We start from the raw sequence: 26,190 nt of genomic DNA, 5'->3' as shown, positions 1-26,190 counted from the left end.
GCCACCTACCTATTTTTTATTAGAAATAAGTATTCAATATCCTTTTGTTTCTTTTCCTTTCCTGTAACTCTGTATGCATAAGACATTTCATGAACTTCGACATCAGAAGAGTATTGAGAAAGAAGTTTTAGGATTTCTTCTTTTGTCGGCTTAGAGCGACTATTATAACTCAACATCCAATATTTGTATTTCCACAATTTACTGAATAATCTATCAAATTGATCAATGATCGTGTTTTTATCTGTAAAATTATTGTCAAAAGGATGAGGAACAGCACTTTCGATGTAAGCATCAAGAAAACCGTAGAATGCAAAATAATCATTCATTGTGCCCGCATAAGGAGGATCTAAATATATTATATCCGCATCTATTGATTCTACTGCATCATAAACATCGAGATTGAATGCCTTATTTTCTTTCCCGTTATTAAAAACAGAATTATTATATTCTTGCAAGTTATCCTTGAAATGAAATTCAAACGACTGATTATGATAATGCCGCCTTCTTCCATATTTCGCATAACTGAATTCTTCATCTCTTAATTCTTTGACCTTATCCCATTTAATCGTAAACCTCGAATAAGGCATTTTTCGAATCATGGCCCGGCGCATCAATGTCAGAGCTAAGGCTTTCTTATATTTGTCAGGAATCTTGGAAATATTCTCTCGAATCATATCCAAGTCTTTGCATTCGTCAGGGAAATAGTAACGGTCTGCAAAATTATGAAACACAAAACCCTCTATAGGCTCTCCTGCAAATATACAATCGACATCAGCATCCTCAAGTATTGTGTGATTATTCTCTATAAGAGCTTGTGCTATATGATAATTAATTTTTAAGATATCGTTTGCATAAACAGTCAGCCCTTTTAATTTGGCCATATATCCCACAGAACAGCCACCACAAAAAACATCAAGAATAGATGAGGCATCTTCTGGAATCAGAGACGATATCCATTCAACTATTTTTTCTTTATTACCTATATAATTTATTTTAGGATAAGCCATTATAACATTTTTTTTACCGCCGCGGCTATAGCTTCGGCCAATACAGGGGGAACGGAATTACCAACCATTTGCTGCTGCTTAATCTTATTTCCCAAGAATATAAAACTATCCGGATAGCTCTGAATAGCAGCAAGTTCTCTTACTGTAAGCGCTCTATTCTGGTCGTAATGAAAAACCTTTCTCATGTCTCCAGTAATACAAATCGATGGCTTCGAGCTATCATATCTTATATATTTTCTAACATCTCCTTTTTGCGGCCGGATAGATTCCGGAATATCCTCTCGCCCTCCTCCATCTTTGACATAAGACATCTTCTTCAGCATTTGTGCTGAGTGAGCCATTGCCTCGTGATTCGGAATATTGGAATTTTCTCCGCTCTTAAGCGACGGATAATGACCAATAGCATCCTTAATAGTTTTTGTTGGTTTATTTACCTTTTTAGGGAATTCAATGCGATATTCTGTATTATTAGTTAATTTACCAATAAAAAGCACTCTATATCTGTTTTGAGCAATTCCATATTCCGATGCACATACAATCTTAGCCTCTACGACATACCCAATATCTTCAAACCTTTTTATAATCTCCTCCCTTGTCTGACCATTTAGCCGTGTATATAATCTAGCCACATTCTCCATTACAAAGCAAGTTGGCCGAACTAATTTAACAATCCGTATAAACTCCTTAAACAGCTGATTTCTTGGATCATCCATGAATTGCCGACCAATATTACCAGCCATACTAAACCCTTGACACGGAGGCCCACCTATAACGACATCAATCTTTTTATTTTTTACGAGTTCTAATACAGTCTCATCTCTTAATACAGAAATATCGCATTCTATAAGCTGATGATAAGGAAAGTTGTGACGATAGGTCTCACATATCTCATGATCATATTCAACTGAAAACACATTTTCAAAGCCCGCCCAATCAAAACCCAACGAAAATCCTCCTGCTCCAGAGAATAAATCTATATAGTTATAACTTTTCCGCATTCCTTGATTTTACAATTAAGTTCCGCCCCAATAAGATCTTTGAAATTTATTTTTAACAGCAGCGTATTTCTACAAATGAGTCATTGCTGGTTGAATCTATTTGGTTCTCCAACACGGAACAGCCACGCGCTCCCCATTTGCTTCCTCAACTAACAATTGGGCACTCCTTTCCTCTCTAAAACAATGTACAATCAATTAGAAGTCCTTTTTTATCACTACATTTTTTCTCACATAATTGTACAAATATATATACAAATTGTTAGGGACACAAATTAGAAAAGGAACAACGTGTGCTACAAACTCAACCAGATGCCAAACAAAGCGTAATAAATCTAAAAATATGATTTTAAGATAAAATACCCCTTAAAAACCAATGTATTACTATCCAACAGACGCGAATCGTCGGGACGGTAGAGAATCTGGTTATTCCCAAGAACCAGAGGAACAAGGATACGCTTGTTGTCGCCGCTAAACGAATGATTCTTGACCATCAAATAAAGTAAATTGGTCGCTTTCTCTTCGACGCTCAGGTAAAGATACTATCCACCGAACGTTTGGCAAATAGCGTCCATCGTATTTTTGAACGATTCATCCTTTTCGTAAGCGCCCCATTCGCTGCCGCCAAACTTGTCGCGCAACACTTGCAACGCCGCCATTACATTTTCACACATCGCCCGAAACGGCTTTTCGGCAGTCATAGCAGAGACTTTCAACTGTTGCCATCATAATAATCAAGCGCATCAATCCCATAGGTATAGCCCGTAATTACGCGCAACACTCCGACTTGCCTTGAACCTTGCAACCTCTTTTGCGGATAAGACATTGGAGAGCAGGCGAGCCGTCGTTTCAATTCCTTCAACTGCTCGATTTTCTCGCCTGTGCATTAACGGCATAGCCCTTTATAAGACATTCTTTCAACACCTTATTGGCCCAAATACGTAACTACATAGAATATTGCAAATTAGAGCAATAATTTACCAACAAAATCATGTCAAGATTATAGGTGTCGATCCAGCGCTTTACGCTACGTTCGCCTTCCAAAGGAATTCCATTTTGGAAACAGTTGCCTCACGCTCCGACTCTCTGCTTTGAAAAATATTGCAGATATCATAGATATTTTTGTTGTGAATAATTACGCAATTTGCGCCTGCGCCAACTACACGCTGTCGTTCTCCATGCGAACGTCTAAACGGGCCTTCCCGTCAGTTGTCTGATAAACAATGCTTCCTCCTTTATCCGCAAGACTTACCATGACTGCTGGGGAGTCGAAAGGATTGTCGTGCAATTTATCATTGCACGCATATCGCTCGCATCCGAGCAATCGGCAAACACACTCTTATGAGGTCTCTTTTATCGAGACAGCCACAAGGCAGGGCGCTCCCGCAGACGGCCGCACCTGCGCCGCAACTTCTTCGGCACGCAAATTGTCCGGACGGGAAGCGGTAAAACCATTCGCTATGAAAAACATCTCCTTATTGATCGAACGGTCGAAGCAGGCCGTACGCTACTGGTGGCTGATGCTTCTGATCGGCATCGCCCTGCTGGTACTGGGCATTCTGGTATTCGTCTATCCGGCGCAAAGCTATGTGAGCATGGCCGTCATCTTCGGCTGGGCGATGCTGGCAGCAGGTATCCTGGAAACGGTAATCTCGACAGCCAACGACCACTTCGTGACGGGCCGCGGCTGGATGCTGGCCAGCGGCATCATCCAGATCATCCTGGGTCTGATCCTGATCTTCAACGTGGCGCTTTCGGCCGCCATGCTGCCCATCGTTCTGGGGTTCTGGCTCCTGCTTCGCGCCTTCGCCACAATCGGCCTGGGCGGCGACATGCGTGCCTTGGAAGTGTCCGGCTCAGGCTGGACGATCGCCAGCGGAGTGCTGCTGCTGATCTGCGCCCTGTGGATGCTCTTCCAACCGCTGGTCTTCGGCACGACCGTAGTCATCGTATGGGTAGGCATCGCGCTGCTGCTGGCCGGAATCGCGGCCATTACGCTGTCGCTCCAACTCCATGCAGCGCATCGCTGCGCCGTGAAACACGAATGCTGAAACTTCCGGCAACCGCACAACGGGGAAGCTCGCGAACCGAGGCTTCCCCGTTTTCATTTGCCCGGACGCACGGCCCGAAACCCGAGAAAAGCGAAAGGAACCGGTCGCCCGATCCCTTTCTCCCATCAAAAAATTAACCCTTAAAAATTATCCCCAGGCCGAAGCATGTCCGAAAGATAGTGATGCAGATAGAAAAGATCCGCATCGTCTTGAATGACCTCTTTCATCATCATGTCCTCCTCCTCGGAGATGGCATTGTCTGCGACTTCGTTTTTGTCGATATCCTCCATAGGCTTGCAAGTTTTACGTTGTTATCCGAATAACGGAAAGCCTCCGGCGAATATTGTGCAAAAAGTCAACACAAAACCAGATTTTTTTCTTTAATCATGCGCCGCAGGTTGATGAGCGCATAACGCATGCGGCCCAACGCGGTATTGATGCTCACGCCCGTCTGCTCGGCGATCTCCTTGAAACTCGCCCCGGCGAAGTAGCGCATCATTACCACCTCGCGCTGCTCGGGCGGCAGAAGTTCGATCAAGGCCCGCACGTCGCACTCGGTCTGCCGCGCGACCAGATCGTCCTCGACGGTCTTCTCGGCCAGGCGCAGAGTACCCAACACATCGAAACCGGCTTCGGCCTCGGTAAGAGTCTTGTTCTGGCGCCGGGCGCGGAAATGATCGATCACTTGGTTGTGGGCGATGCGCAGAATCCACGAAAGGAACTTGCCGTTATCGGCATAACGTCCCTCGTCGATGACCCGCACGGCCTTGATGAATGTCTCTTGGAAAATATCCTCCGCCACATCGCGATCCTTGACCAGCATCCGAATATAATCGCGTACGCGTCGGCTGTGTCGTTCGATGAGCTGGGATATGGCGCTCCGATCGCCCGAAAGATAACGGCCGAGCAACACCCGGTCGCTTGATGCTTGTACGTTCATACTCTTCCTCCTAAATTAGTTGCAAAGAGTAGAATTTTCCGATAGGCAATCTTCGTTTTAAAGTTGAAAAAACCGTTCCGTACGACGGTGCAACCCTCGGAATCCGCTATGATCGGAATCCTCGGCGTTGGCAAGATAACCACTTTTTCCGAGAAAACCAAATCGCTTCCACTCCGTCCCGATCCGTCCGGACTGCATTTGCAACCCGAAAAACCTGCAAATATTGTGCCGCAAGAGGTCTTCGGAGCGGCTTCTCGGAGGACTTTGCGCAGCTGCCTCCGTACCGGCGAAACGGCAAGAACAACGGGTAAAGCAGAAAAAACCGGACCATCCCAGAACGTTGCGCTCCGAAGCCCCGGCCGGCCTACGGCGAAACCCCGCATAAACGAGAGACTTCCGGCTTTTTGGCCGGAAGTCTCCAGAATTTTGCAGCCGCGCTTTGCGCGGTCAGCATGCCAAGTTAGGCCTTGGGATTGGCACCCCACTCGTTGGCCTCGGCCTGGCTGTCCTGGCACCAGAGGTAGATCAGGTAGATGGCGCCTACGATGGGTACCAAGGCGATCAGATACCACCAGCCGCTCTTGCCCATATCGTGCAGACGACGAACGCCGACGCCCAGGGTGGGAACCAATACAGCCAGGCTGTATATCGAACCCAGGAGGGTAAAGTGGATCAAGCCGCCGATGATAGCCAGAACCATAGAGATCACCCAGTTGATGAGCATGAACATCCAGAACTCCTTACGACGGGCACGGCCCTTGAAATCTGCATAATGCTCCTTGATAACAGTCAAATACCAATTCATAACAATAAGAATTTGAGTTAATAATTTATTAAGCGCCTACTCTTTTAGAGGATTTTCGGCAACTTCCATATTAAATTCACAATATTTTAATATCCGCAAAATACCCGGGCCGGAGACACCGCCCGACACCGCTCATATGACCAGGAATGCGTCCTATCGGCAAGCAAAGATAATAAAAATCGGGCAAAATAAGCCATGCCGGCGCTCCAGATACTGCAAAAATCAAAAAAGAGATGGCAAAAGCGGCGCTGAAGCGCCGCTTCCCATTTGTTATTCTGCTATATATCAATAACTTCGAGCAAATAGCACGCGGCGATGCGACGGCTTGCCGGAGAAGACGCAGACGCCCTCCTCGTCTTCGGCATCGACCGGAATGCAGCGGATCGTAGCTTTGGTAGCCTCCTTGATGGCGACCTCGGTCTCGACCGTACCGTCCCAGTGGGCCGAGATGAAACCGCCCTTCTCGTCGAGCACGCGCTTGAACTCGTCCCACGTGTCGACGCGCGTAATCATCGAGTTGCGGTAGTCGAGCGCCTTCTTGAAGATATTCTCCTGGATGGCGGTCATCAAACCTTCGATATGATCGACCAGCCCCTCCTGCGGAAGGGTCTCCTTTTCGAGCGTATCGCGGCGCACGAGTTCGACGGTGCCGTTCTCCATGTCGCGGCCGCCCATGGCCAGGCGCACGGGTACGCCCTTGAGTTCGTATTCGGCGAACTTGAAGCCCGGACGCACGTTGTCGCGGTCGTCGATCTTCACGCTGATGCCCTTGGCACGCAGACCGGCGGCGATTTCCTCGAAGCGGGCGACGATTTCCGCCAGCTGCTCCGGTGTCTTGTAGATCGGCACCATCACGACCTGGATGGGCGCCAGCTTCGGCGGCAGGACGAGACCGTTGTTATCGGAATGGGCCATGATGAGAGCGCCCATCAGACGGGTCGAAACGCCCCACGAAGTGGCCCACACATATTCGAGTTTGCCTTCCTTGTTGACATACTGCACGTCGAACGCCTTGGCGAAGTTCTGCCCCAGGAAGTGCGACGTGCCGCTCTGCAACGCCTTGCCGTCCTGCATCAGCGCCTCGATAGTCAACGTATCCTCGGCGCCGGCGAAACGCTCGTTGGGCGACTTGTGGCCCACCACCACCGGCACGGCCATCCACTCCTGGGCGAAACGCTCGTAGACATGGATCATCTTCGTGGCTTCCTCGATAGCTTCCTCGCGCGTGGCGTGGGCCGTGTGGCCCTCCTGCCAGAGGAACTCGGCCGTACGCAGGAACAGACGCGTACGCATCTCCCAGCGCACGACGTTGGCCCACTGGTTGCAGAGGATAGGCAGGTCGCGGTAGGACTGGATCCAATTCTTATAAGTATTCCAGATGATCGTCTCCGACGTCGGACGCACGATCAACTCTTCTTCCAGCTTGGCGTCGGGGTCGACCACCACGCCCTTGCCCTCGGGATCGTTCTTCAGCCGGTAGTGGGTTACCACAGCGCATTCCTTGGCAAAACCCTCGACATGGTGCGCCTCCTTGGAAAAGAACGACTTGGGGATGAAGAGCGGGAAGTAGGCGTTCTGATGTCCCGTATCCTTGAACATCTTGTCCAACGCGTCGTGCATCTTCTCCCAGATGGCATAGCCGTAGGGTTTGATGACCATACATCCGCGCACGGCCGAATTTTCGGCCAGTCCCGCCTTGACTACCAGGTCGTTGTACCACTGCGAGTAGTTGTCGTCCGACTTGGTGAGGTCTTTGAGTTCCTTTGCCATAATAATATGCTGTTTCTTAAATTTTCGCACCGCAAAATTAGAAAATATAATTCATAAATCACAATTTGCCGTTCACAATATCCTAAAACCCGGAACACCTGGCTGCACATGTCCTACCCGAACCGGACAGCACCGTTTCTGGCAACGGTTTTGCACGTTCCGACACACGCGGCGGTCTTTTCGGAACAAACCCGGAGACGGAATCCGGGATTTCCATCCCGACGACCGCTGGGAGCACGCACGAAAATAAACCGAGTCAAAAAAAACAAGCCTATGTTCTATCACTCCAAGGAACTCCAGTTCAAGGCCCGGGTGTCGAAACCCGACCCCCGGTTCGCACGCCTGCTGCTCGAACAGTTCGGCGGCGGCAACGGCGAGCTGAAAGCCGCCATGCAGTATTTTGTGCAGGCATTCGCCTGCCACAACCCCTATCCCGACAAGTACGACATGCTGATGGACATCGCCACAGAAGAGTTGGGACACCTGGAAATCGTGGGCGCCACGATTCAGATGCTGCTGGCGGGTGTCAACGGCAATCTGAAAGATGCAGCCGAAAGCAACGACGTTTTCGGCGAAACCGGCTTCTCGAAAGACGACTTCATCCATGCAGCCTTCTCGGTCAACCCCCAGTTCGGTGTGGTAACGGGCGGCGGCCCGTGTCTGACGGACAGCAACGGCATGCCCTGGCAAGGCAGCTACGTCAACGCCAACGGCGACCTGACGGTCGATCTGCGGTCGAACATCGCCGCCGAGTCGCGCGCGAAGATCGTCTACGAATACCTCATGCAATTTACCGACGACAAGGACGTGCTGGCCACGCTCAACTTCCTGCTCACACGCGAAGTGGCCCACTTCCAGCAGTTCGAGGCGGCGCTCGACACCATCCGCCCCAACTTCCCGCCGGGCGTGCTTCAGAGCGATCCCCGGTACAGCAACATCTACTCGAACCATTCGACCGGCGACGATGCGCGCGGCCCCTGGAACGAAGGCCGCAGCATGGGGCTGGACGAAGAATGGCTCTACGTCGAAGACCCCGGGCGCCAAGCGATGGAAACCGACGGACTCACGCAGCTCGAACCGCAAGGCACGTCCCGCACCGAAGCCTCAGTGCGCAGCGACGACCGCAAGCTGAGCAAAGAACGCAGCCGCGAAATCCGCCGCGCCACACCCGAGAGCAACCTCGAATGGTGCGACTATTCGACCGCGGAACGCGAGAAAAAAGGGACGACGGCTCGTGCCCGCCGCCGCCCGGTCGAACAAGAATGATCCCTAATGCCTGCAGGCAGCCGCCCGGATATGCCGGGCGGCTTTTTTCACAACATCCCGGCACCGCGCAAGCCGGCAAAAACAAAGGCGGCCGAACAAATGTTCGGCCGCCTTTTGCTCCCTGCACTCGGATCAGAAGCGGAATCCGAGCGTGAGCGCCACGTTATGCCGTTTGAACTCGGTACTATATAAGGCACTTTTCGCATAACCGACCTCGTCCTCGACGAAGAAAAGATAGTAATCGGTGGTATCCTGCGCCATATACTGATAAGCCAGATCGAGCGAACAAACCCGCGAAAGGGCCAATCCGAGACCGGCCCCGCAATAGACCGTGCGCTTGATGACCGGCGTCATAAAGGCAGCGTCGTCGCGGAGCATCGACCCGCTGTAACCGAAGCCGGCACGCAGCGCCAACGCCGGTGCAGGCTTGAACTCAGCACCCACACGCACGACGTTCGCCCCCTTGAAGTGCTGGCGGAACTTGTCATTGTAGAAAGTCCGGGTGTCGAGTCCGGAAGGATTATCCTTCAAACGGATGCCGTTGTACCAGTCGCGCTCGTAATCGATCGAAATCAACCCTCGGGCGCCGAACGCATAGGAAACGCCCAACAACAAACGCGCAGGCGTGCAAAACGACCAGTTGTAGGGATTTTCATCCACCCACAAAGGGGTCGTCATGTACTTCGTGCCCGAGGAGACGAAGCCGTTGATGGGATTCACATTGGGATCCGTATCGTGGTTGGCATAGGCCATGCCGGCGGCCGAACTCTGGAACTTGCGGTCGACAGAATAATAAGTTGGCGTATGGAACGCGGCACCCAGCCGCAGCCCCACCACGGGCCGATAGACGATGCCCGCCTTGAAATTGACGCCGGCGCCGCTGACGGTCGTCGCCTGGTTGAGCTTGGAATAGAGCAGCTGGTAATCGAGCGAAGGATCGGTGCCGTAAGGATGCAACGCATTAGGGTCGGCATAATAATAATCCTCGCCATAGTCGACATAGAGCTTTTGATGGATGTCCTGGATGCCGAGCGTAGCGCCCACATACAACTTGTTGTTGATGTTGGCACCGATCGACAAGGCGAACTCGCCGGCCGATCCGCGGCTTTTGACCGTCGTATAATGCGTTATGGATGCCTCCTCGCCGATCCAAGTCGGCACCCAACTCTGCGGATCGGACGCATCGACCTGATCGATCATAAAAGCCCGGTAGGCCAGAGCGGCGTTCCACAACTCAAGCGGAATATTGTCCCAACTCCACTCGCCCGCACCGCCATCGGTATAGAAACTGTTCTTCGAACGCCCGCTCCATATCATCTGCCGGGCGAACACGTCGGCGACCGTCGCGGCCTGATCCTGCCGCTGGAAAGAATAATCGTAGTTGAAGTCGGCGATGCGGTTGTAACCGACCCCGAACGTCAGGCTCACAAGCCCCCGAGTGCCCTCGTAAGCCTTGATGGCGACGCCGAAGTTGGCGATCGAAAACCGGGAGGTGGAATTTTTTCCGAATGGCGAAGCATCGGTGCGGCTTCGGCCGAAAGTCATCGCCGGCGTGAGCGACACATCGTTCTTGCGGTACATGCCCAGACCCGCCGGGTTGATGGTCATGGACGAAACATCGGCGCCCAACGAAGTGAAAGCCCCGGCCATAGCCATGGCGCGCGCCGACCCGAAGTTGAACTGGGTCTGCGAAAGCGAGAAGATGTCGGCAGGCATCAACAGATCCTTGTCCATCAACAAACCGCCCATGCTTCCCTCCTGGGCTGCGGCCGATCCGACGACGGCGACCGCGGCCAACATGATCACAATGCGCTTCATAATTGCCTCACTTTAAATTATTAACCAACGAACAGCCCCGCTCCTACTCTCGTCTAACGCCCGCCGGCATTGCGATAGCTGCCGCCCGACGAACGGCTTCCCGAACCGCCCGAGAACCCCGACGAACCGCCGCGCGACGGACTGCCCGAATTGTAACTGCCGCCGCGGTTATAACTATTTCCGCCCCGGTTGTAGGAACTGCTGCCCGAATTATCGCGGGACGAAGAACCCGATCCCCGATTGTAACGGTTACTGCCGCCCGACGAATTGCGCACGCCGAAACTACCGCCGTTGCGGATGGACGAAGCCGCCGAACCGCCGCCGAACCGCTGTCCGGGGCCGCCGTAACGCTGGCCCGAAGGCGAAGTATTCGGATCGGCACGATGCACGATGTCGGCGGCATAACGCCGGTGCGGATGGCCGTGGCCGCCGCCCCAATGGGGATGTCCGGGCCGGAGCGGCCCCCAGGCAGGCCCCCACCAGGAATGATACCAGGGATGATACCAGGAAGCGTACCACGGATCATACCAGGGATCGTACCAAGAATAACCTAACCCGAAGCCCCAGCCCCAGCTGCCGATCGAGAAGCCCCAGCGGCTACGGGAACTCCAACCGTAATACCACGGATCGGCATAGATGGCCGGACGGCCCCAAGTGCCGAACATGGCGGTAATGTATTTAGGCTCCACCCACACCTGGTCGCCCATGACCATGACGTTGTAGAACGCCGGATCATAAGCCGAGACGTAATTGAACGCATTGCCGTAGCGGAAGTTGTAGTAGCTGCTCGGCATGTTGTAGGTCGGCGACTCGAACCCTCTCAACCGACGCGCATAAGCACTCTCGTAGGTATCGGCCAGCACCTCTTCGTAAGGATTCGACGAAACCGCAGACTGCGAATAATAGCGGTTCTGCGCCGCAGCGGCTTCCGCTTCGGCGATCCGGGCCTCCCATTCGGCCCTGCGGGCCTCGGCCTCGGCTTTCTTGGCAGCCGCCTCGGCCTCCTTGCGGCGGGCGATCTCCTCCCGGCTATGCACGGCATACAAATCGTCGTTGGCATACCCTGCCGTAGCAAAGTAAGCAGACGAACATCCGGCTGCCCCCACTGCGAGGAAAGCCGCTGCGATGATATATCCCCACTTTTTCATAACGCACTTGCTGTTAACGTCATCCATCTACCGATCAAACGAAAGCCATACCGGTTTTAGTATCGTCCGGCGCAACGAACGGCCGAAAAAAATGCTCCCGGCCGAAAGTTCCCGGGCAAAAATAATGCAAACCGTTACCCTGCACGGCCCGTATCGGTCTGCGACAAAGGTAAAAATTATTCGACAACTACCAACAACGAACACTGCACGAGGAAAGATTTTTTATGATCCGACGATTTTTTCGGCCGGAAAATGCGCAAAAACAAAAATTATGTCTATATTTGCACTCCTGAAGTCCCGATTCAAGGGGCCGAGGTCACGGAGAGATGCCGGAGTGGTCGATCGGGCCGCACTCGAAATGCGGTGTACGGGCAACTGTACCGGGGGTTCGAATCCCTCTCTCTCCGCAGAACAAGCCCAAGGCGACAGACTGCAAACGAATGTTTGCAGTTTTTTTGTTTCCGAACACACCGCGCAACCCGCGTCTTGCGACAATCCCGAGGTTGCACGCCATTTATAAGATTGCACGCCATTTTCAGACCGATGAGCAAAAACGAATTCCATACGACAACCGGATGCCGCACCGTCTACCCGGTTCTGCTGGCCATCGGCTTCGCCCATCTGCTCAACGACATGTTGCAGTCGGTCATTCCGGCCGTCTACCCGTTATTGAAAGATAAATTCGGTTTCACGTTCGCGCAGATCGGGGTCATCACTTTGGTATTCCAACTCACATCGTCGCTGTTGCAACCTGTCGCCGGACGGCTTGCCGATAAACATCCGCAGCCTTATTCGCTTGCTATCGGGATGGGATTCACATTGGTCGGTTTGTTGAGTCTTGCCGCAGCTTTCTCTTTCGGCTGGATGCTCGTGGCCGTGGGATTGATCGGCAGCGGATCGTCGGTCTTCCATCCTGAATCGTCGCGCGTGGCCCAACTCGCCTCGGGCGGACGCAAGGGATTGGCCCAGTCGATTTTCCAGGTCGGCGGCAACGCCGGGAGCGCTTTGGGACCGTTGTTGGCCGCAGCGGTCGTCATTCCGTTCGGCCAGCGATCGATCGGATGGTTCGCCCTGGCGGCGCTGCTGGCAATCTTCGTGCTCGTACGCATAGGACGTTGGTACGCCCGCAGACTGCATGCCGCAGCCCGACGACCGGACATCGCATCGCCCGACGCTGCGCCCCTGTTTCCGAAGCGGACGGTGCGCAGGGCGCTTTTCATCCTGGGTCTGCTGGTCTTCTCCAAATATTTCTACATCGCGTCGATGACCAACTATTTTACTTTCTTTCTGATGGATAAGTTCGCGATGTCGGTGCAGGGTGCGCAATACTGCCTTTTTGCCTTTTTGGCGGCCTCGGCGGCAGGCACCTTTTTCGGCGGGCCGCTGGGCGACCGCATCGGACGCAAATATGTGATCTGGGGGTCGATCCTCGGGGCAGCGCCTTTTACCTTGTTGCTTCCTTATGTCGGGCAAACCGCAACCGTTTTATTAGCTGTCATCATCGGACTGGTAATCTCGTCGGCCTTTTCGGCGATTCTGGTCTATGCCACCGACCTGATGCCTGACAAGGTGGGTATGATCGCCGGAGTCTTCTTCGGCCTGATGTTCGGGTTGGGCGGCTTGGGATCCGCATTTTTCGGATGGCTGGCCGACAAGACGGGCGTGCAGTTCATCTTCCAGATCAGCACATTGCTTCCGCTGCTGGGCATAGTCGCCGGATTCTTGCCCAACATCGAGACCCGACGGCAAAACTAAACGCCTGCCCCGCCGGAAACCCCTCGCACACCGCCCGAACGACGACAAGCAATTCGCCGGAAATCCGTTTTCCGATGATTCGAAAACCGTTTCGGGTAAATTAACGGCGGCGGGGTTTGCAGATTTGCAAAAGATTGTCTACTTTTGGGCCATCGTTGGAGAGGTGCAGGAGTGGTTGAACTGGCCCGCCTGGAAAGCGAGTAAACGTCAAAAGCGTTTCAGGGGTTCGAATCCCCTTCTCTCCGCAATAAACAGCAAACACAATGTTTGCTGTTTTTATTTTCCGAACCGGCAACGGGAAATCACAAAAACCCCATATCGGAACATTTTTCCGCAGATCAAGAAACGGCGAACATTCTGTTTCTTCAGCCGGAAGACGCCGAACATTATTTTTTCTGCCGGAAACTACCCACCTTATTTCTTCTGCCGGAAATCGAACATCAGGTCGATGTGCAGTCCCTCATCGCCTTTCTTGATGCGGATGTTGCCCGGCTGGCTGCCGGGGCCTTGCTGTTCGATAGGTTTGAACGACCGGATAGCCGGAATATCGAGCAGAAAAGAGATGTCGCCCGCAGGGAATGCCGGCATCGTATCCTCCTGCCGGCCATCAGGTTCGCGCGGCGTGAAGATACGCAAAAAAATCCCGTCGCTCAACGCATGGACGCTCCACGGCGCTGTGTCGCTTTCGAGCGTCGCCCAATAAAGCCCCGCATGGTAGCCCTTGAACTCAGGATATACCAGGTTCTCGAAACTCTCGCCCGTTACCGTATCGTTGTAGACCTTGTGCCAGATGCCGTGGCGCGTACCCTCGATGCGATTCTTCCACACCCGATAGGGGCCACGGCCCAGCCAACGCATGCCCGTGCAGCTCGTCTCCGGATAGGAAAAGGAGAATCCCAAGTTGTAGACCTCCGTATCGGTAAACGCGTCGTCGAAGCCGCCGCCGCCCGAAGCGCGGTTCAGCAACAGCGCTTTCATCTCCAGCAGTCCGCCGGGTGTCAGGCGCCAGACGATCGAATCGACCCCGCCCCGATAACGCGCACAGAAAACGGCACCTTCAGGCGTATTGCGCACGCCGCTGCGGGACGGATCGAAGCGCATCTTCATGCCGATGGCCACCGGGCCGTTGTTGAACGGCACTTCCCGATCTGCCGACCGCACCCCGCGCAACATGCCCGTAACCGCATCGAACGCGACCTGCACGTCGCAGCTGCGCAGCTCGATCGTCGAATCCGTACAGATCGCCACGGACGGCACTACGGTCGACGACCCGGCATCGGCATGACGATCGAAATAATCTCGGGCGAACCGGATCGGCCAACTCCACTCGCAGATGCTCCGTCCGTCGGGGCCGAAAGCCTCCAGCTCCAGCACATCGCCCTCGCGGAAATCGGGAGGCAGCGCGAACCGGGCCGTGCGGGTCTCGCCCGGCGCCGCATCGGGCAGCGCCACATCGCCCGAAGCGATCGTCCGCACCTCGGTCTCTTGCCCCTCCAAAGGCGAGGGACACGTGCGCACGGCATAGGTCATGCGGCACTGCGACAAGGACGTGAACAAATATTCGTTAGTTACCAAAAACGAGCCGTCGAACCTTTCGGTAACGACAAAAGGCTTGATCCTCAACGGCGACCATTGTGCACGGATGGCATGGAAGCTCCCCTCTTTCTCGCGTCGAGGCCCCACCACGCCGTCCGGAGCATTCGACCCGTCGGAATCGAGCACGCCCCCGCGGTCGCTGCGGCGCGGCGCCTCGTCGCAGAAGGCCCAGACGAACCCGCCGGCGAAGAAAGGCGACGCACACCACCGATCCCAGAAATCGCGCAAGCCCGCGCCGCCGCCCTGGTCGTACATGGCGTGCATGAACTCGGTGGGCAGGAAGACCTTATGACCATTGGTAAACCGCCCGACCCCCGTCAGGTAGGCGGGATAATGGTGTGTATCGATGCCGTCGAAATCGGCCCACGGATGGATCGTGTGCCGGCGCTGCAAGCGGTCGCGGCATGCGAAAAGGGTGTCTACTTTTGTGTTCCATCCGCCCTCGTTGCCGTTGCTCCAAAGCACGATGCACGGATGGTTCGCATCGCGGTCGATCATCTCGCCGAGGAGCTTCGTCCCCGTGGGCGTATCGTAGGCGCCGTGCCAGCCGGCCAGCTCGTCAATATAGACCAGCCCCAGCGAATCGCACATGTCCAGAAAATGCTCGTCGGGCGGATAATGCGAACGCACGGCGTTCATGTTCATGCCGCGGATCAGTTCGGCGTCGATCCGGCTCAACGCCGCGCTCGTCGCCCGGCCGCCGTCGACCGAGAACGAATGGCGGTTAATCCCCTTCATTACCAGTTTGCGGCCGTTGAGATAGATGCCGTCCTGCGGCACGAACTCCACCGTGCGGAAGCCCACCCGCGTTTCGCGCTGCTGAATTGTCCGGCCTGCGGAATCGAGTAGTTCGAGCCGCGCCACATAGAGATTCGGGGCCTCGGTCGACCAAGGGCGGACATCGGCCCAAGCACTCTCCGACAGGGTTTCGGCACCGGCGAGCGGCACCGTGACGCTCGTTGCGCCGCCGACCGTCGCCAAAGGCGCGCCATCGGTCAAGGCCCGCAGCGAAAGACGGAACGAATGGCCCTGCGTGTCGCCCTCGGCATCCACGAGCACCCGCAGCCGGCCGTCGTGCGAAGCGTCGAGCAGATGACGACGGATGTTGGTTTGCGGCACCGTCTCCAGCCATACCGGCCGGTAGATGCCGCCATAGAGCCACCAGTCGGCCCGGCGCTCGGCCGCGTTGACGCTCTTGTTCGCCGAGTGTTTGGCGACCCGCACCTCCAGCAGGTTGCGCCGCCCGAAATGCACCAATGGCGTGATGTCGTAGCTGAAGCGGTAGAATCCGCCCCGATGGACTTCGCCGGCCGGGCGTCCGTTGACCCAAACCTCTGCATCAGTCAGCACGCCGTCGAAAAAGAGCTTTACCCGACGCCCCGCCCACCCGGCAGGCACGTCGAAGCGCCGCCGGTAGAGGCCCTCCTCATCGCTGGGCCGGGCACCCTTGACGGTGTACCAGCGGCCGTAGGTGTAGTCGCCGAACCCTTGCAGTTCCCAGCAGCCGGGCACGCCGATCTTGTGCCAGGCGCCGCTGTTCCGCCCGGCCGAACAACGGAAATCCCACATCACGGCATCGTCCGTTCCCCGGCCCGAAAGATAGACGCGTTCGGGATGGGGAGCCTGGGCAAAGAGGCCGACAGAGCAAAGAAGCAGTGAAAGAACGAACAGGAACCGGCGCATATACCTCGCTTAAATTTATTGCAACTTATAGACTTCCGACCCGGCCAGCAGGAAGCACCCCGTGCCGTAGTCCTCGAAATCGGGCACCGAATCGTACTTGACCGGCTGTCCGTCCTTGGGTTCCTTGCCCGTGCCCTGCACATAACCCAAGAAACCGTTGGGATGCACGGCCTCGGAGACCATGGCGTTCCACGCCTTGAGCACCACGGGCAGATACTCCTTGCGGTCGAGCACGCCGTTGTTGATACCCCACGCCATGCCGTAGACGAAAAGCGCCGTGCCGCTGGTCTCCTTGCCGCCGAAGTTCGATTCGTCGTGGAGGCTGACGTTCCAGAAGCCGTCCTCGCGCTGGCAGGCTTTCAGCGCCTTGCACATGGCCTTGAGGTCGGCAATGTAAGTGGCGCGGTGCGGCTCGTCGGCCGGAATGTCCTGCAATACGCGCACCAGAGCCGCCACGACCCAGCCGTTGCCGCGCGACCAGTAGCAGTTGCGTCCGTTGGGTTCCTTGTAGGGCGGCACGAAATCCTTGTCGCGCCACCACAGCCCCTCCTTGGGGTTGTAGAGTCCCCCGGCGAGCGTATTGCGGCTCCAGGCATACATCTCCCAGGCTTTTTCGAAATAGCGGGCATCGCCTTTCAGCCGGCCCAGCTTCGAGAGCACGGGCATCCCCATCTGGATGGCGTCGATCCATGTCCAATCGTCGATCTGCGGCGTGTTGACCAACATGTTCATCGAAGCCAGCGTTTTGGTCAGCCGGTGCGGCTCGGGGCACAGCTCGTAGAGGTCGATGTAGGTCTGCGAGCAACAATAGTTGTCGGCATTGCGCGTTGTGGTGTCGTCCTTGCGCATGCCCCACTTGTGGAAATCGGCCCAGCGGCAGGCATAGTCGTAGTAACGGTTCTCAGGATAGACCGAATAAAGCGCCATCAGTCCCTCGTAGTAGACGGCCCGCGTCCAGATGTTGGACTCATAGACTTTTTTGCGCGAATAATAAGGCATGACGGCCGTCGGATCGGCGAACTTCTTCATGAAGTAGTCGTTGACCCGCACCATCGTCTTGAGGGTCTCTTTGCGCGAGGGAATCTCCTGGGCGCCGGCCGTCGCCGCCGTCAGGCAGAGCAGCACGAACGTAAGCAGTTTTTTCATGGTTATCGAATGGTTTTTGTTGTGACAGGATAGAGTTTTACGGCACCGTTCAGTCCCGAAGGCTCGGGCGCCCACGCCGAGGTGTCGAGCGGCCGGTTGAGCGCGCTGACGACGTTGGCATCCTTGAACTTGCGCCATTGTATGCCGCGCCGGTCGTAGTCGGCGATGCGGTTGGCCGGCAGATTGGTAACTTCGATTTCGAAGAGGTTGTCGCCCGCGACGAGCCAGCGCCCGACCTCCAGCCGGAACGGCACCGCCCAGACGATGCCGGCATCGTGGCCATTGATCCGCACACGAGCCGATTCGCACAGGCCGCCCAGATCGAGCACCCATTCGTCGGCCGCCGCAGGATCGGGCACAGTAAAGCGGGCGGCATAGCGCCCCGTGCCGCAAAATACGGCCAACTCGGGCGAAAGATCCGTCCATGAACAAGGGCCGTCGAGCCGGAAAACGCTGTCGACGGCCGGCTCCGCATCGGGGAACGACAACTCCCAGTCGCGCCCCTCGATCCCCTCGCCGAAGCGCTCGGCATAGCGCCAGACGGGAACGTCGCCGCCGCAAGACTGCATGCGCGTCTCCAGCAACAACGACTCGCCGGGCTGCAACTGGAGATAGACCTCCGTGGTGCCGCGGCCGGTGGGACGCGAAGCCGCCGTGCCCCGGCGCCCGGTCAGCGGATCGGCAACCACGACCTGCCGGGCCGCAGCGCCGATTTCGTACCAACCGTCGAGAGCCGGCCCCCGAGTCAGCCAAAGGAAGTAGCGTTTGCCGGCATCGCCGCTCTGTCGGATCAGCTGGCAGCCCGCCTCCTTGAGCGGCTCGCGCGTGGCGCCCGCAGCGGCCAGCAATTCGGCGAGGTCGCAGCCGGTAAGGATACGCCCTCGGCCGAACGCATGCTCCGCCGAACGTCCGAAGTCGGCAGCGGGAAGTTGCCGAAGGAACCGGCCGAGCGTCTTGCGGCGGCTTTCGAGACGGGCGAATCCCGGCACGTCGTCGGGATAACGCCCCAGAAAGACGACCGTGGCCCCGCAGCGCGCCAACTCCAGCACCTTGGCGAGGGTTTCGTGCGGGATCAACCGGCAGTCGGGCAGCACGAGCATCTTATAGCGGGTGCCGGCATCAGTAACGCACATCCCGTCTGCTACTTGCAATCGTTGCAGGTATCGGTCGGAAATGTAATCGGCATCGTAGCCGCCGCGCACGATAGCATTCATGGTGCGCTTCAAGGCGGGCATCGTCCGCTCCATCTTGTGAATGTCGAAAAGCAGCAGATTCTTGCCCTGCTGCGAACGTCCGATATCCTCCATAGGGATGTACAGAAGCACCTCGTTGTCAGGCGCGCCCTCCTGCAAGAAGCGCTGGCAGCGGGCCACGTAGTCGAACAACCCGCCGGCATCGCGCCAGAGCGTAGCTGCGGGCGACAGGTTGATCGAAGCATAGAACAACCACCCCGGGAATGCCGCGCCCTGCGGCGAATAGGGTGCGCCGTGGAAATAGACATGGTTGACGCCCGAAGCCAGAATCTGGTCGATCTCGGGCTTGCACTGGGCCAGCGAAGTATGGAAGTGCTCGGTCAGCCAAGTGAGCGTCTCGCACGAAACGAGGCGCTTGCCCGTGACGTGGGCAGCCGACGAAGCGAACTTCAGCACCGCGGGGTCGGCATCGCTGGGCTTGGCGTCGGAATCGCGGCGCAAACCTGGAATCGCGAACTCCGTACGGCCGAACGACTCGCACTCGGGGATGTCGACCGCGGCATAGAAATCGAAGATGTTGCCCGGCGAGCCGTGGGCCTGGTTGCGGACGCGGCAGCCGCGGGCATGCGCCCAGCCGACCCACGTCTGCGTGAAGTTGCGCAAGAGCATGTCGGCCAACGTCTGCCGGTAATCGCGCACGATGCGGGCCGAGAGGTCGTCGGCACCCGCCGCAGCGAATTCTGGCAGATAATCCTGCAAGCGGTAGCCGTGGTCGCGCTCGAACTCGTCGAAGAGCGTCGCATCCCAACTGGCGCCGTAGACCTCGAACGAATCGTTGAAAAACGTGTCGGGCCACGGAGCGTCTGATGCAGCGAACGCCCGGTCGAAACGGGCCAGATAGCGCTCGACAGCCGCGCGGTTATAGTGGTTGAGCACCAGTCCCTCGCCGCCCGGCGCGGCGCGCTTGACTTTCTGGAACGTGCGCCCGGCATAGAGCGCATAGAGCGTCCAGTCGCCCCCGGGAGCCGTCCAGTCGAGCGAGCCGTCGGCCGCGACATGGGGCATCAGATCGAGGCGCCGGTCGCCGCACACGGCTTGCAGGGCTTGCAACTGCGCCACGGCCTGCTGCCGGGCGTCGGCCGGGCGCAACGGCCCATCGAGCCGCGCGCCGGCCCGCAACGCATGGGTTTCGAGAATATATTTCTGGGCGCTCTCGTCCGTCGTGACCCACGGGCCGCCGAAAGGCCACCCCGTGCCGTTGTTCATGTCGACCTGCAAACCCAGCTCGGCAGCCCGGGCGACGGTATATGCGTAGGCCTCCATCCACTCGGGCGAAAGGTAACGCAAGTCGTTGGCTTCGTTGCCCCGCACGCCATAGATGGGCGTGATCTCCACCCCGCCGATGCCCTGCCGGGCGAACTCGGAAAGGTTCCAATCCAGTCCCCGGCTGTCGACAGCGCTGCCCAGCCACCACCAACGCACATAAGGCTTGTGCTCGGGACGGGCCGGCACCGAATCCGCAACGGAAACGGGAGCCGACGGCCGGGGCGATGCTCCGACCGGCACCCACGCGGCCCATGCGGCGAACCAACAAAACAGAAGAAGCGATTGTCTCATGTTATTATCTTTTCAAAAATCGGCTGCGGCACGGCAAAACACAAACAAGATTGCTCCTGCCCTCGCCTTGCACTACCTTTGCAACGTAATGGCCATCAAACCGATTACCACGTCGTTCGACAAAGTTTCCAATTCCAGCGCATCGAGTTCGCGCGACGGATCGAGCCGCACATCCAAAAGCAAGCCGGCACCGCCGTCGATCGACCGGCCGTAAACCCCCTCGATGCCCAGTTCGTCGCCCAGGCAGCGGCTGACAAGCCCCGATCCGAAGTGGATGCGCAAAGGACGCACGGCGCCCTCCTCGGGGCGGAACGCATAGTCATCGTAGTAGATGTCCTGCTCGATGGGCACCCAAGTCGTGGGGTTGACCAGATCGAGCGTCTGCACCGTGCCGTCCTTATAGCGGATGCGCACCGCGCCGTTGGCGATGCCGTACTGCATGTGGTTGGTCGACCCGGCCAGCAACAGGTAGGCGTGCGACGCCCGGCCTGCCAGCGGCACCATGGCTGCATCGGGATAGTTGTCCCACAAGGAGGTGTAGAGGATGTTGCGGCCCTCGCGAGGCGTGCGGAACGGAATGCCGACGGAGGTGTTCAGCACCCCGTCGTCGCCGACCAGCGCACGCAGGCCGCTGTCGTCGATCTCGGCCGTCTGGGTAGGATGGCACCACTCGCCGATGCCCTGCACGGGAATCTGCAAGGTGGTGCACGCAGGACGGGGCGAAAGGTAACGGTTTCTGAAGATATCGTCGACCGATGCGTTGAAATCCATGACGACCGGCTCGCACTCGGAAGTAACGATTTCGTCGAAGCCCGCCTCGACGACAGGCGCAGTCTCGCGCGGCAGCTCCTCGGAGCGCCACCACCGCAACCCGCCGGCCGCGACCTCGCGGAAAAGCGTATGGCCCAAGCGTTTCTCGGCCCCCATGAAGCGAACTTTATCCTCTTTGCCCCACACGACCTCGACGGTCGCACGGCGCGCCGACCCGACCTCGACGATCACGGTCGCGGCGCCCACCGAAGGTTCTTCGAGACACCACGAAGCCTTGCGGCCGTCGACGAGCACCTCGCGGACGCTTCCGCGTGCCCGCAAGCAAAGCTGCACAGCGAGGGGGTGTTCGAAACGCTGCTCGATCCGGTAGATGTCGCGCTGCCCCTTGCGGACGAACTTATAAGCCAGATCCTGCATCGAGACCTCGGCATCGTTCCAGGCCGCGGGGAATCCGGGCCGGATCGCCAGCCGCCCGTTGAGCGCATCGGGCCGGATGCCGTAGAGGCCCTCGACCAGCGCTCTGGCCCACACGCCCACGGGATCGCCGAAGTCGCGGTAACACTCGCCGCGTGCGGCGTCGTAGTGGCTGATCTGGCCGAAATTGAGCGGCGAGGCGCCCATGTACATGTTGTCGAGCGCGACGCTTTTCATCAACCGGAACGCCTCCTCGGCGCGTCCGGCCTGCCAATAAGCCAACGCCGTGTGCATGACCTCGGCGACGGCCACATTGTTGATGCTCCACGAATAGGGCTTCCAATCGGTGGTCGAAACGACGGCATACCCCTCCTCCACTCCTTCGGCTCGAAGAGGAATGTGCGGAATTTCGGTATCGACGTACCGCGTGGCGGCGTAAGCCTGGAATGGATCGGCGGTTTCGGAATCGATGGCATGGTAGATCGTCCACAGGGCAGCATCGGGGTGCAGCCGGGCGTGGCCCATCAAATCCTTGCACTCGGCCCAATGGCCGCGGTCGTCCATCCACAACGTGGCGTTGAGCGCCTCCAGAATGGCGTCGGCCTCGGCCCGGTAAGGCGCCGGATCGAGTCCCAGCAGAGCGGCTATTTCGGCCGCCTTGCGGTTGGCATAGTAATTATAAGCAGTCGAATGGGTCACGGCGCCGCCCGAATAATAAAGCGCATCGCTGGCCCAGATGCAACAATAGGCATCGTAGAGGTGGTCGCCGTCGGGGTCGAAGTTGCGCTTCTCCCACGCCAGATGCCGCTCGATGACGGGGAAAATCTTCCGGGCATACTCCCGGTCGCCCGTCCAAGCCAGATGGCGCAGCAATTCGTCGATGTAACACAAGTTCATGTCGTAGTGCGACATCTCCTCCTTTTTGCCGGGGCGTCGGGCGATATACCCGTCGCTGTACATCTGCGTGCCCCACAGCTTTTCGGCCCGGGCCAGGTTGAGCGCCGAATCCTGCCGCGGATGACCATAGAGGGGCGGGATGCCGGTCGCCTGGTTGGCAGCGTAGGTGTCGAAATGCTTGCGCGCCCGCTCGTGCCAGCCCAAGGCATCGCCCACATAGGCGCCGCGCCAGCCGCTGTACGGGGCGCGCCACCCTACGGCGCCGTGCAGCCACACCTCGCCGCTCCACAGACCGTCGGCGGCCAAGGCCAACGCTTCGCCGATGGGCGTGATGTAGGGGTCGGGCGTACGCATGGTCAACGCACCGGCCAACTCGGCACGCCGGGACTCGGCTTCGGCGAAGCGGGCGGGCAAAGCATCGGACGAGAAGTCGCCGCCCGAAATTTCGGGATAGACGGCCATATAACGCGTTTCGCCCGGAGACAGAACGAACGTCGCCGTCAGGGCCGGAGGGTCGGCAACTCCGATGTCGTCGGTCGGCAGCGTGAGCCGCAGCACCGAACGCTTTTTCCGGCCATATTCCACCTCGACCCGATCGCGGTCGACGGTATAGACGTTGCCCCGGCAATATTCGGGCTTGAACGCGAAGCAGTCGGGTTTGTCGACGCCGATGTCGCCCTCGCGGTAAAACTTCACGTCGGCGACTCCGCCGAAACGCAGGCCTACACGCAGCGGCTGGGCGCCGAGGTTGGCGATGCGCCACAAGGCCGCATCCTCCGTGCGGAGCACCTGCGCCTCGATCTCGGCCCGGTCGTCGAGCCGGTAGAGCATGCGCCCCGCCTCATAACGAGCCGTACAATGTTCGTAGGGGATGTCGAACAGCAGGTTGCCGCCCATGCGTGGCAGGTACAGCCCGAATTCGGGCACATCGCTGCACTCCAGACGGAAACCCGTGTAGGCGCCGTAGAGCGCCCGATTGAAACGCCGCCTGCCGTCGATGATCTCCACGCCGTTGCCCGCAGGCCGGTAACGCAAGGTGCGCCCCCCGACGGACGGGTCGTTCCACGAATAATCCTCGTTGACGGCGGCAGGCTTCACACTCTGCGCCACGGTCGGCACCATGCCCGCAAGCAGGGCCGCGACAAGTAAAATGGATCGCATCGCTGATCGGTATTAAGGCATCGGCTTGAGTCCCTCCCAACGCACGTCCCAACGGCCGTCCTTGGGGAATCCGGGATTTTCGACCGTGCAGCCGTCCCAGCCGGCGCACATCAACGCCACAGCGGTCAACAGACCGCCGTTGCCGGGCAGGTAGCAGCGTAGACGGGTATCCTGGTAGTTGTGGCCGTTGACCAGATAGGTATTCGTACGCTTATCCATCAGCAGGGCGTCGAGCGCCTTTTCGGGTTCGCCCAGACGCACGGCGTTCATAGCCGTCATGGGATAGTCCCAGCCCCACGTGCGGCCCCAGTTCCAGTTGTCGTAAATCCAGTCGAAAGTATTGTGCATCAGATCGTCGCGCACCAACGGGCACTTGGGCAAAATGCCCAGCGCCCCCAGCACGGCCATGTGGTCGGAAGTGAAGCGGATGTCCTTGTAGGTGTCTTCAGCGGTTTCGGCCGCGAGGTACAGCCCCTCCTTGGCAGCCAGGGGCGAGAGCTTGTCGATCAGCTCGTCCCATTGCAGGTTGCGCCCCTCGCCCCTGCGCTCGCGCCACTTCTGGGCGGTGGAGAGGGCGAAGTGCCAATAAGAAAGCTCGAACGGCGGATTGACCGTCTCGGCGGCCCGCAAAGTCTCCTGGGCGGGAATGGCGCCCCGCAAGATGTAGCGGTTGCCCAGACCGTCGTACTCGGCGAACGAAGCCATGAACTGGGCGGTCTTCTGCACCAGATCGTAGTAGGTCTCCAACGTCTGCGGCGAGGGATCGGCGCGGTAGACCAATTCGGCCAGATAGATGTAGTGGGGCTGCTGCCAGATGAGGAACGAACCCACCTTGGAGGGGGCTTCGGTGCCCGAAGGGTCGGTCATCTTCATCCAACGCAGGCCCTCGAAACCCTGTCTGCGAGCGATTTCGCGCGCAACGGGTTCGACGGACGGATACCACTTCAACGTACGGGCCAACAACTCTTCGCGGCCCCACAGCGCGAACTGCGCCTGGTGCCACCAGATCATTTCGAGGTGGAACTTGCCGAACCACGAGTTGTACGTGAGACCCGTCTCCTGCGGAGGATAGCTGCCGGCGCACTGGATGCCCAGCAGATACTGCGACAACACCACGCGGCGCTCCAACTCGGCGGCCCGGGGGTCTTTGCAGCGGCTGAAATCGACCGCAGCGCCGTCGCTCCAGTAGCTGCGCCAATAATCGGCCGCAGCGGCGATGACAGCCTCGGTATCGGGCGCCGGAAGCACGGGCGGCTCGGCGCAGAACTCGGCCCGGAGAGTATAGTGCTCGCTGTCGGGAGTGAGCACGAAGCGGTTGCGGCCCGTCTGCGCGAGGGCGGCTCCGGAGAAGTGCAGGTCGACGTAATAGGTCGTTGCATCGAGCGTGCGACGAATCAAGGCATGGCCGTCGCCCTGCTCCACCAACTCCGACTTGTGGGCCTCGTCGCGCGTCCAGTCGCAGGCGTCGTCGCAATGGCCGCCGGTGGGATAGGCGAAGCGGATGACCACGGGCAAGGCGGCCTGCGTACGGATGTCGGCGGCCAACATGTCGCGCTCGGGATGGCAGACGGTCGTCACCTCGACAGGATGCCCGTCGACCATGAAGCGCGAGTCGATGCGTCCCTGCCAGAGGTCGAGCGTCTGATCGATACGCTCCACCTGCCCGGGCGTCAGTCCCTCGAAGCCGATGGTTCCGAGATGGAGCCGATGGGGATTGACGCGATACCAGTCGGCAGCTCGCTTGGGCCGCCCCGGCTCGTTGAACTGCACAGAATAAGGCTCCGTGCGGCCGCGGCCGAAGTCGTAGCCGCGCATCGTTTCGTCGTGGGTGTAGCTTTCCGGGTTGGCGAAACTGTGCCAGCCCCACTGGCTCTGGGTGCCCAGCGGCACCCCCTTGCTGTACAACTCGGGGAAACTCTGCAAACCGGTCGCATCGACCGTCACGGCGAACTCGCCGTTGCCCACCGAGAGCGAAGCGAGCGAGTCGAGACGCACGACCTGCGGGTTGTTGCGGGCAACGAGCGCTTCGCGGTCGATGGGTTCCTGCCGGGAACATCCGCCGGCCGTCCACAAGGCGGCCGCAGCACTCAAAACAATCCAAAATCTATTCATGTCGAAAGGGTTCTTCGCCGGAAACTCCGGCCTGGAAAGATGGCG

17 protein-coding genes and 2 tRNA genes are annotated in these 26,190 nt (G+C 57.8%); 5 read left to right on the top strand and 14 right to left on the bottom strand.

The annotated features are described in order from the left end of the window. Nucleotides 1-5 precede the first annotated feature (5 nt). From QZ298_RS02805 to QZ298_RS02795, 3 genes are all read right to left on the bottom strand, one after another. Nucleotides 6-1,007, bottom strand: a complete 1,002-nt coding sequence (locus tag QZ298_RS02805) for a DNA adenine methylase (protein ID WP_296005216.1) — start codon at nucleotides 1,005-1,007, stop codon at nucleotides 6-8. Then, a complete protein-coding gene (locus tag QZ298_RS02800; RefSeq protein WP_296005215.1) occupies nucleotides 1,007-2,005 on the bottom strand; it encodes a DNA cytosine methyltransferase in 999 nt (332 codons plus the stop codon). Before QZ298_RS02800 ends, QZ298_RS02805 begins: the two co-directional genes overlap by 1 nt. Before the next feature lie 539 nt (nucleotides 2,006-2,544). Continuing rightward, nucleotides 2,545-2,703, bottom strand: coding sequence for a hypothetical protein (locus QZ298_RS02795; protein ID WP_296005214.1), 159 nt, complete (start codon nucleotides 2,701-2,703; stop codon nucleotides 2,545-2,547). 759 nt (nucleotides 2,704-3,462) lie between these two features. Here QZ298_RS02795 and QZ298_RS02790 point away from each other — a divergent pair. Continuing rightward, nucleotides 3,463-4,053: an HdeD family acid-resistance protein gene (locus tag QZ298_RS02790; RefSeq protein WP_296005213.1), complete on the top strand. Its 591-nt coding sequence runs from the start codon at nucleotides 3,463-3,465 to the stop codon at nucleotides 4,051-4,053. A 140-nt stretch (nucleotides 4,054-4,193) separates the two neighbouring features. Here the strand turns inward: QZ298_RS02790 and QZ298_RS02785 are convergent, their stop codons facing one another. From QZ298_RS02785 to proS, 4 genes are all read right to left on the bottom strand, one after another. Continuing rightward, complete coding sequence (locus QZ298_RS02785; RefSeq protein ID WP_296005212.1) at nucleotides 4,194-4,343, bottom strand: hypothetical protein; 150 nt, start codon at nucleotides 4,341-4,343, stop codon at nucleotides 4,194-4,196. 65 nt (nucleotides 4,344-4,408) lie between these two features. Continuing rightward, the gene (locus QZ298_RS02780) at nucleotides 4,409-4,993 is read right to left on the bottom strand and encodes a sigma-70 family RNA polymerase sigma factor (RefSeq protein WP_296005211.1); all 585 of its coding nucleotides are present in this window, start codon (nucleotides 4,991-4,993) and stop codon (nucleotides 4,409-4,411) included. 460 nt (nucleotides 4,994-5,453) lie between these two features. Continuing rightward, on the bottom strand, nucleotides 5,454-5,798 hold the full coding sequence (locus QZ298_RS02775) for a DUF805 domain-containing protein (protein ID WP_296005210.1): 345 nt from the start codon (nucleotides 5,796-5,798) through the stop codon (nucleotides 5,454-5,456). Nucleotides 5,799-6,083: 285 nt separating this feature from the next. Next, entirely contained in the window at nucleotides 6,084-7,568 is a 1,485-nt protein-coding gene (proS, locus tag QZ298_RS02770; protein WP_296005209.1) for a proline--tRNA ligase, read from the bottom strand. Nucleotides 7,569-7,841: 273 nt separating this feature from the next. On the opposite strand from proS, the gene QZ298_RS02765 reads away from it, so the two are divergent. Next, the gene (locus tag QZ298_RS02765) at nucleotides 7,842-8,834 is read left to right on the top strand and encodes a manganese catalase family protein (protein WP_296005208.1); all 993 of its coding nucleotides are present in this window, start codon (nucleotides 7,842-7,844) and stop codon (nucleotides 8,832-8,834) included. 132 nt (nucleotides 8,835-8,966) lie between these two features. On the opposite strand, the gene QZ298_RS02760 is transcribed toward QZ298_RS02765, so the two are convergent. Further along, nucleotides 8,967-10,652, bottom strand: coding sequence for an OmpP1/FadL family transporter (locus tag QZ298_RS02760; RefSeq protein WP_296005207.1), 1,686 nt, complete (start codon nucleotides 10,650-10,652; stop codon nucleotides 8,967-8,969). A 53-nt stretch (nucleotides 10,653-10,705) separates the two neighbouring features. Beyond that, nucleotides 10,706-11,800: a hypothetical protein gene (locus QZ298_RS02755; RefSeq protein ID WP_296005206.1), complete on the bottom strand. Its 1,095-nt coding sequence runs from the start codon at nucleotides 11,798-11,800 to the stop codon at nucleotides 10,706-10,708. A gap of 320 nt (nucleotides 11,801-12,120) precedes the next feature. Between QZ298_RS02755 and QZ298_RS02750 the strand changes: the two genes are divergently transcribed. The 3 genes from QZ298_RS02750 to QZ298_RS02740 all read left to right on the top strand — a co-directional run bounded on the left by QZ298_RS02750 (nucleotide 12,121) and on the right by QZ298_RS02740 (nucleotide 13,800). Continuing rightward, nucleotides 12,121-12,207, top strand: a tRNA-Ser gene (locus QZ298_RS02750). 136 nt (nucleotides 12,208-12,343) lie between these two features. Next, nucleotides 12,344-13,555 carry an MFS transporter gene (locus QZ298_RS02745; RefSeq protein WP_296005205.1) on the top strand — a complete coding sequence of 404 codons (1,212 nt, stop codon included), beginning with the start codon at nucleotides 12,344-12,346 and terminating at the stop codon, nucleotides 13,553-13,555. Nucleotides 13,556-13,712: 157 nt separating this feature from the next. Then, nucleotides 13,713-13,800: transfer RNA gene (locus QZ298_RS02740), tRNA-Ser, on the top strand. A 169-nt stretch (nucleotides 13,801-13,969) separates the two neighbouring features. Here QZ298_RS02740 and QZ298_RS02735 read toward each other — a convergent pair. From QZ298_RS02735 to QZ298_RS02715, 5 genes are all read right to left on the bottom strand, one after another. Continuing rightward, a complete protein-coding gene (locus QZ298_RS02735) occupies nucleotides 13,970-16,834 on the bottom strand; it encodes a glycoside hydrolase family 2 TIM barrel-domain containing protein (protein ID WP_296005204.1) in 2,865 nt (954 codons plus the stop codon). 15 nt (nucleotides 16,835-16,849) lie between these two features. Continuing rightward, a complete protein-coding gene (locus tag QZ298_RS02730) occupies nucleotides 16,850-17,980 on the bottom strand; it encodes a glycoside hydrolase family 88 protein (RefSeq protein WP_296005203.1) in 1,131 nt (376 codons plus the stop codon). 2 nt (nucleotides 17,981-17,982) lie between these two features. Further along, nucleotides 17,983-20,790, bottom strand: coding sequence for a glycosyl hydrolase (locus QZ298_RS02725; RefSeq protein WP_296005202.1), 2,808 nt, complete (start codon nucleotides 20,788-20,790; stop codon nucleotides 17,983-17,985). A 72-nt stretch (nucleotides 20,791-20,862) separates the two neighbouring features. Continuing rightward, nucleotides 20,863-24,033, bottom strand: coding sequence for a DUF4450 domain-containing protein (locus tag QZ298_RS02720; protein ID WP_296005201.1), 3,171 nt, complete (start codon nucleotides 24,031-24,033; stop codon nucleotides 20,863-20,865). Between the two features lie 12 nt (nucleotides 24,034-24,045). Further along, nucleotides 24,046-26,145, bottom strand: a complete 2,100-nt coding sequence (locus tag QZ298_RS02715) for a hypothetical protein (protein WP_296005200.1) — start codon at nucleotides 26,143-26,145, stop codon at nucleotides 24,046-24,048. Nucleotides 26,146-26,190 lie beyond the last annotated feature (45 nt).

Origin of the sequence: uncultured Alistipes sp., from assembly GCF_910580175.1 — a bacterium.
Taxonomy (GTDB): Bacteria; Bacteroidota; Bacteroidia; order Bacteroidales; family Rikenellaceae; genus Alistipes.
Note: the sequence above shows the minus strand (reverse complement) of the source record. Positions and strands in the feature narration are given on the sequence as shown.

Excerpts from the sequence above, each read along its gene's own strand:
- QZ298_RS02805 (WP_296005216.1), bottom strand. The coding sequence starts at position 1,007 with ATGGCTTATCCTAAAATAAATTATATAGGTAATAAAGAAAAAATAGTT.
- QZ298_RS02800 (WP_296005215.1), bottom strand. The coding sequence starts at position 2,005 with ATGCGGAAAAGTTATAACTATATAGATTTATTCTCTGGAGCAGGAGGA.
- QZ298_RS02795 (WP_296005214.1), bottom strand. The coding sequence starts at position 2,703 with ATGACTGCCGAAAAGCCGTTTCGGGCGATGTGTGAAAATGTAATGGCG.
- QZ298_RS02790 (WP_296005213.1), top strand. The coding sequence starts at position 3,463 with ATGAAAAACATCTCCTTATTGATCGAACGGTCGAAGCAGGCCGTACGC.
- QZ298_RS02785 (WP_296005212.1), bottom strand. The coding sequence starts at position 4,343 with ATGGAGGATATCGACAAAAACGAAGTCGCAGACAATGCCATCTCCGAG.
- QZ298_RS02780 (WP_296005211.1), bottom strand. The coding sequence starts at position 4,993 with ATGAACGTACAAGCATCAAGCGACCGGGTGTTGCTCGGCCGTTATCTT.
- QZ298_RS02775 (WP_296005210.1), bottom strand. The coding sequence starts at position 5,798 with ATGAATTGGTATTTGACTGTTATCAAGGAGCATTATGCAGATTTCAAG.
- proS (WP_296005209.1), bottom strand. The coding sequence starts at position 7,568 with ATGGCAAAGGAACTCAAAGACCTCACCAAGTCGGACGACAACTACTCG.
- QZ298_RS02765 (WP_296005208.1), top strand. The coding sequence starts at position 7,842 with ATGTTCTATCACTCCAAGGAACTCCAGTTCAAGGCCCGGGTGTCGAAA.
- QZ298_RS02760 (WP_296005207.1), bottom strand. The coding sequence starts at position 10,652 with ATGAAGCGCATTGTGATCATGTTGGCCGCGGTCGCCGTCGTCGGATCG.
- QZ298_RS02755 (WP_296005206.1), bottom strand. The coding sequence starts at position 11,800 with ATGAAAAAGTGGGGATATATCATCGCAGCGGCTTTCCTCGCAGTGGGG.
- QZ298_RS02745 (WP_296005205.1), top strand. The coding sequence starts at position 12,344 with ATGAGCAAAAACGAATTCCATACGACAACCGGATGCCGCACCGTCTAC.
- QZ298_RS02735 (WP_296005204.1), bottom strand. The coding sequence starts at position 16,834 with ATGCGCCGGTTCCTGTTCGTTCTTTCACTGCTTCTTTGCTCTGTCGGC.
- QZ298_RS02730 (WP_296005203.1), bottom strand. The coding sequence starts at position 17,980 with ATGAAAAAACTGCTTACGTTCGTGCTGCTCTGCCTGACGGCGGCGACG.
- QZ298_RS02725 (WP_296005202.1), bottom strand. The coding sequence starts at position 20,790 with ATGAGACAATCGCTTCTTCTGTTTTGTTGGTTCGCCGCATGGGCCGCG.
- QZ298_RS02720 (WP_296005201.1), bottom strand. The coding sequence starts at position 24,033 with ATGCGATCCATTTTACTTGTCGCGGCCCTGCTTGCGGGCATGGTGCCG.
- QZ298_RS02715 (WP_296005200.1), bottom strand. The coding sequence starts at position 26,145 with ATGAATAGATTTTGGATTGTTTTGAGTGCTGCGGCCGCCTTGTGGACG.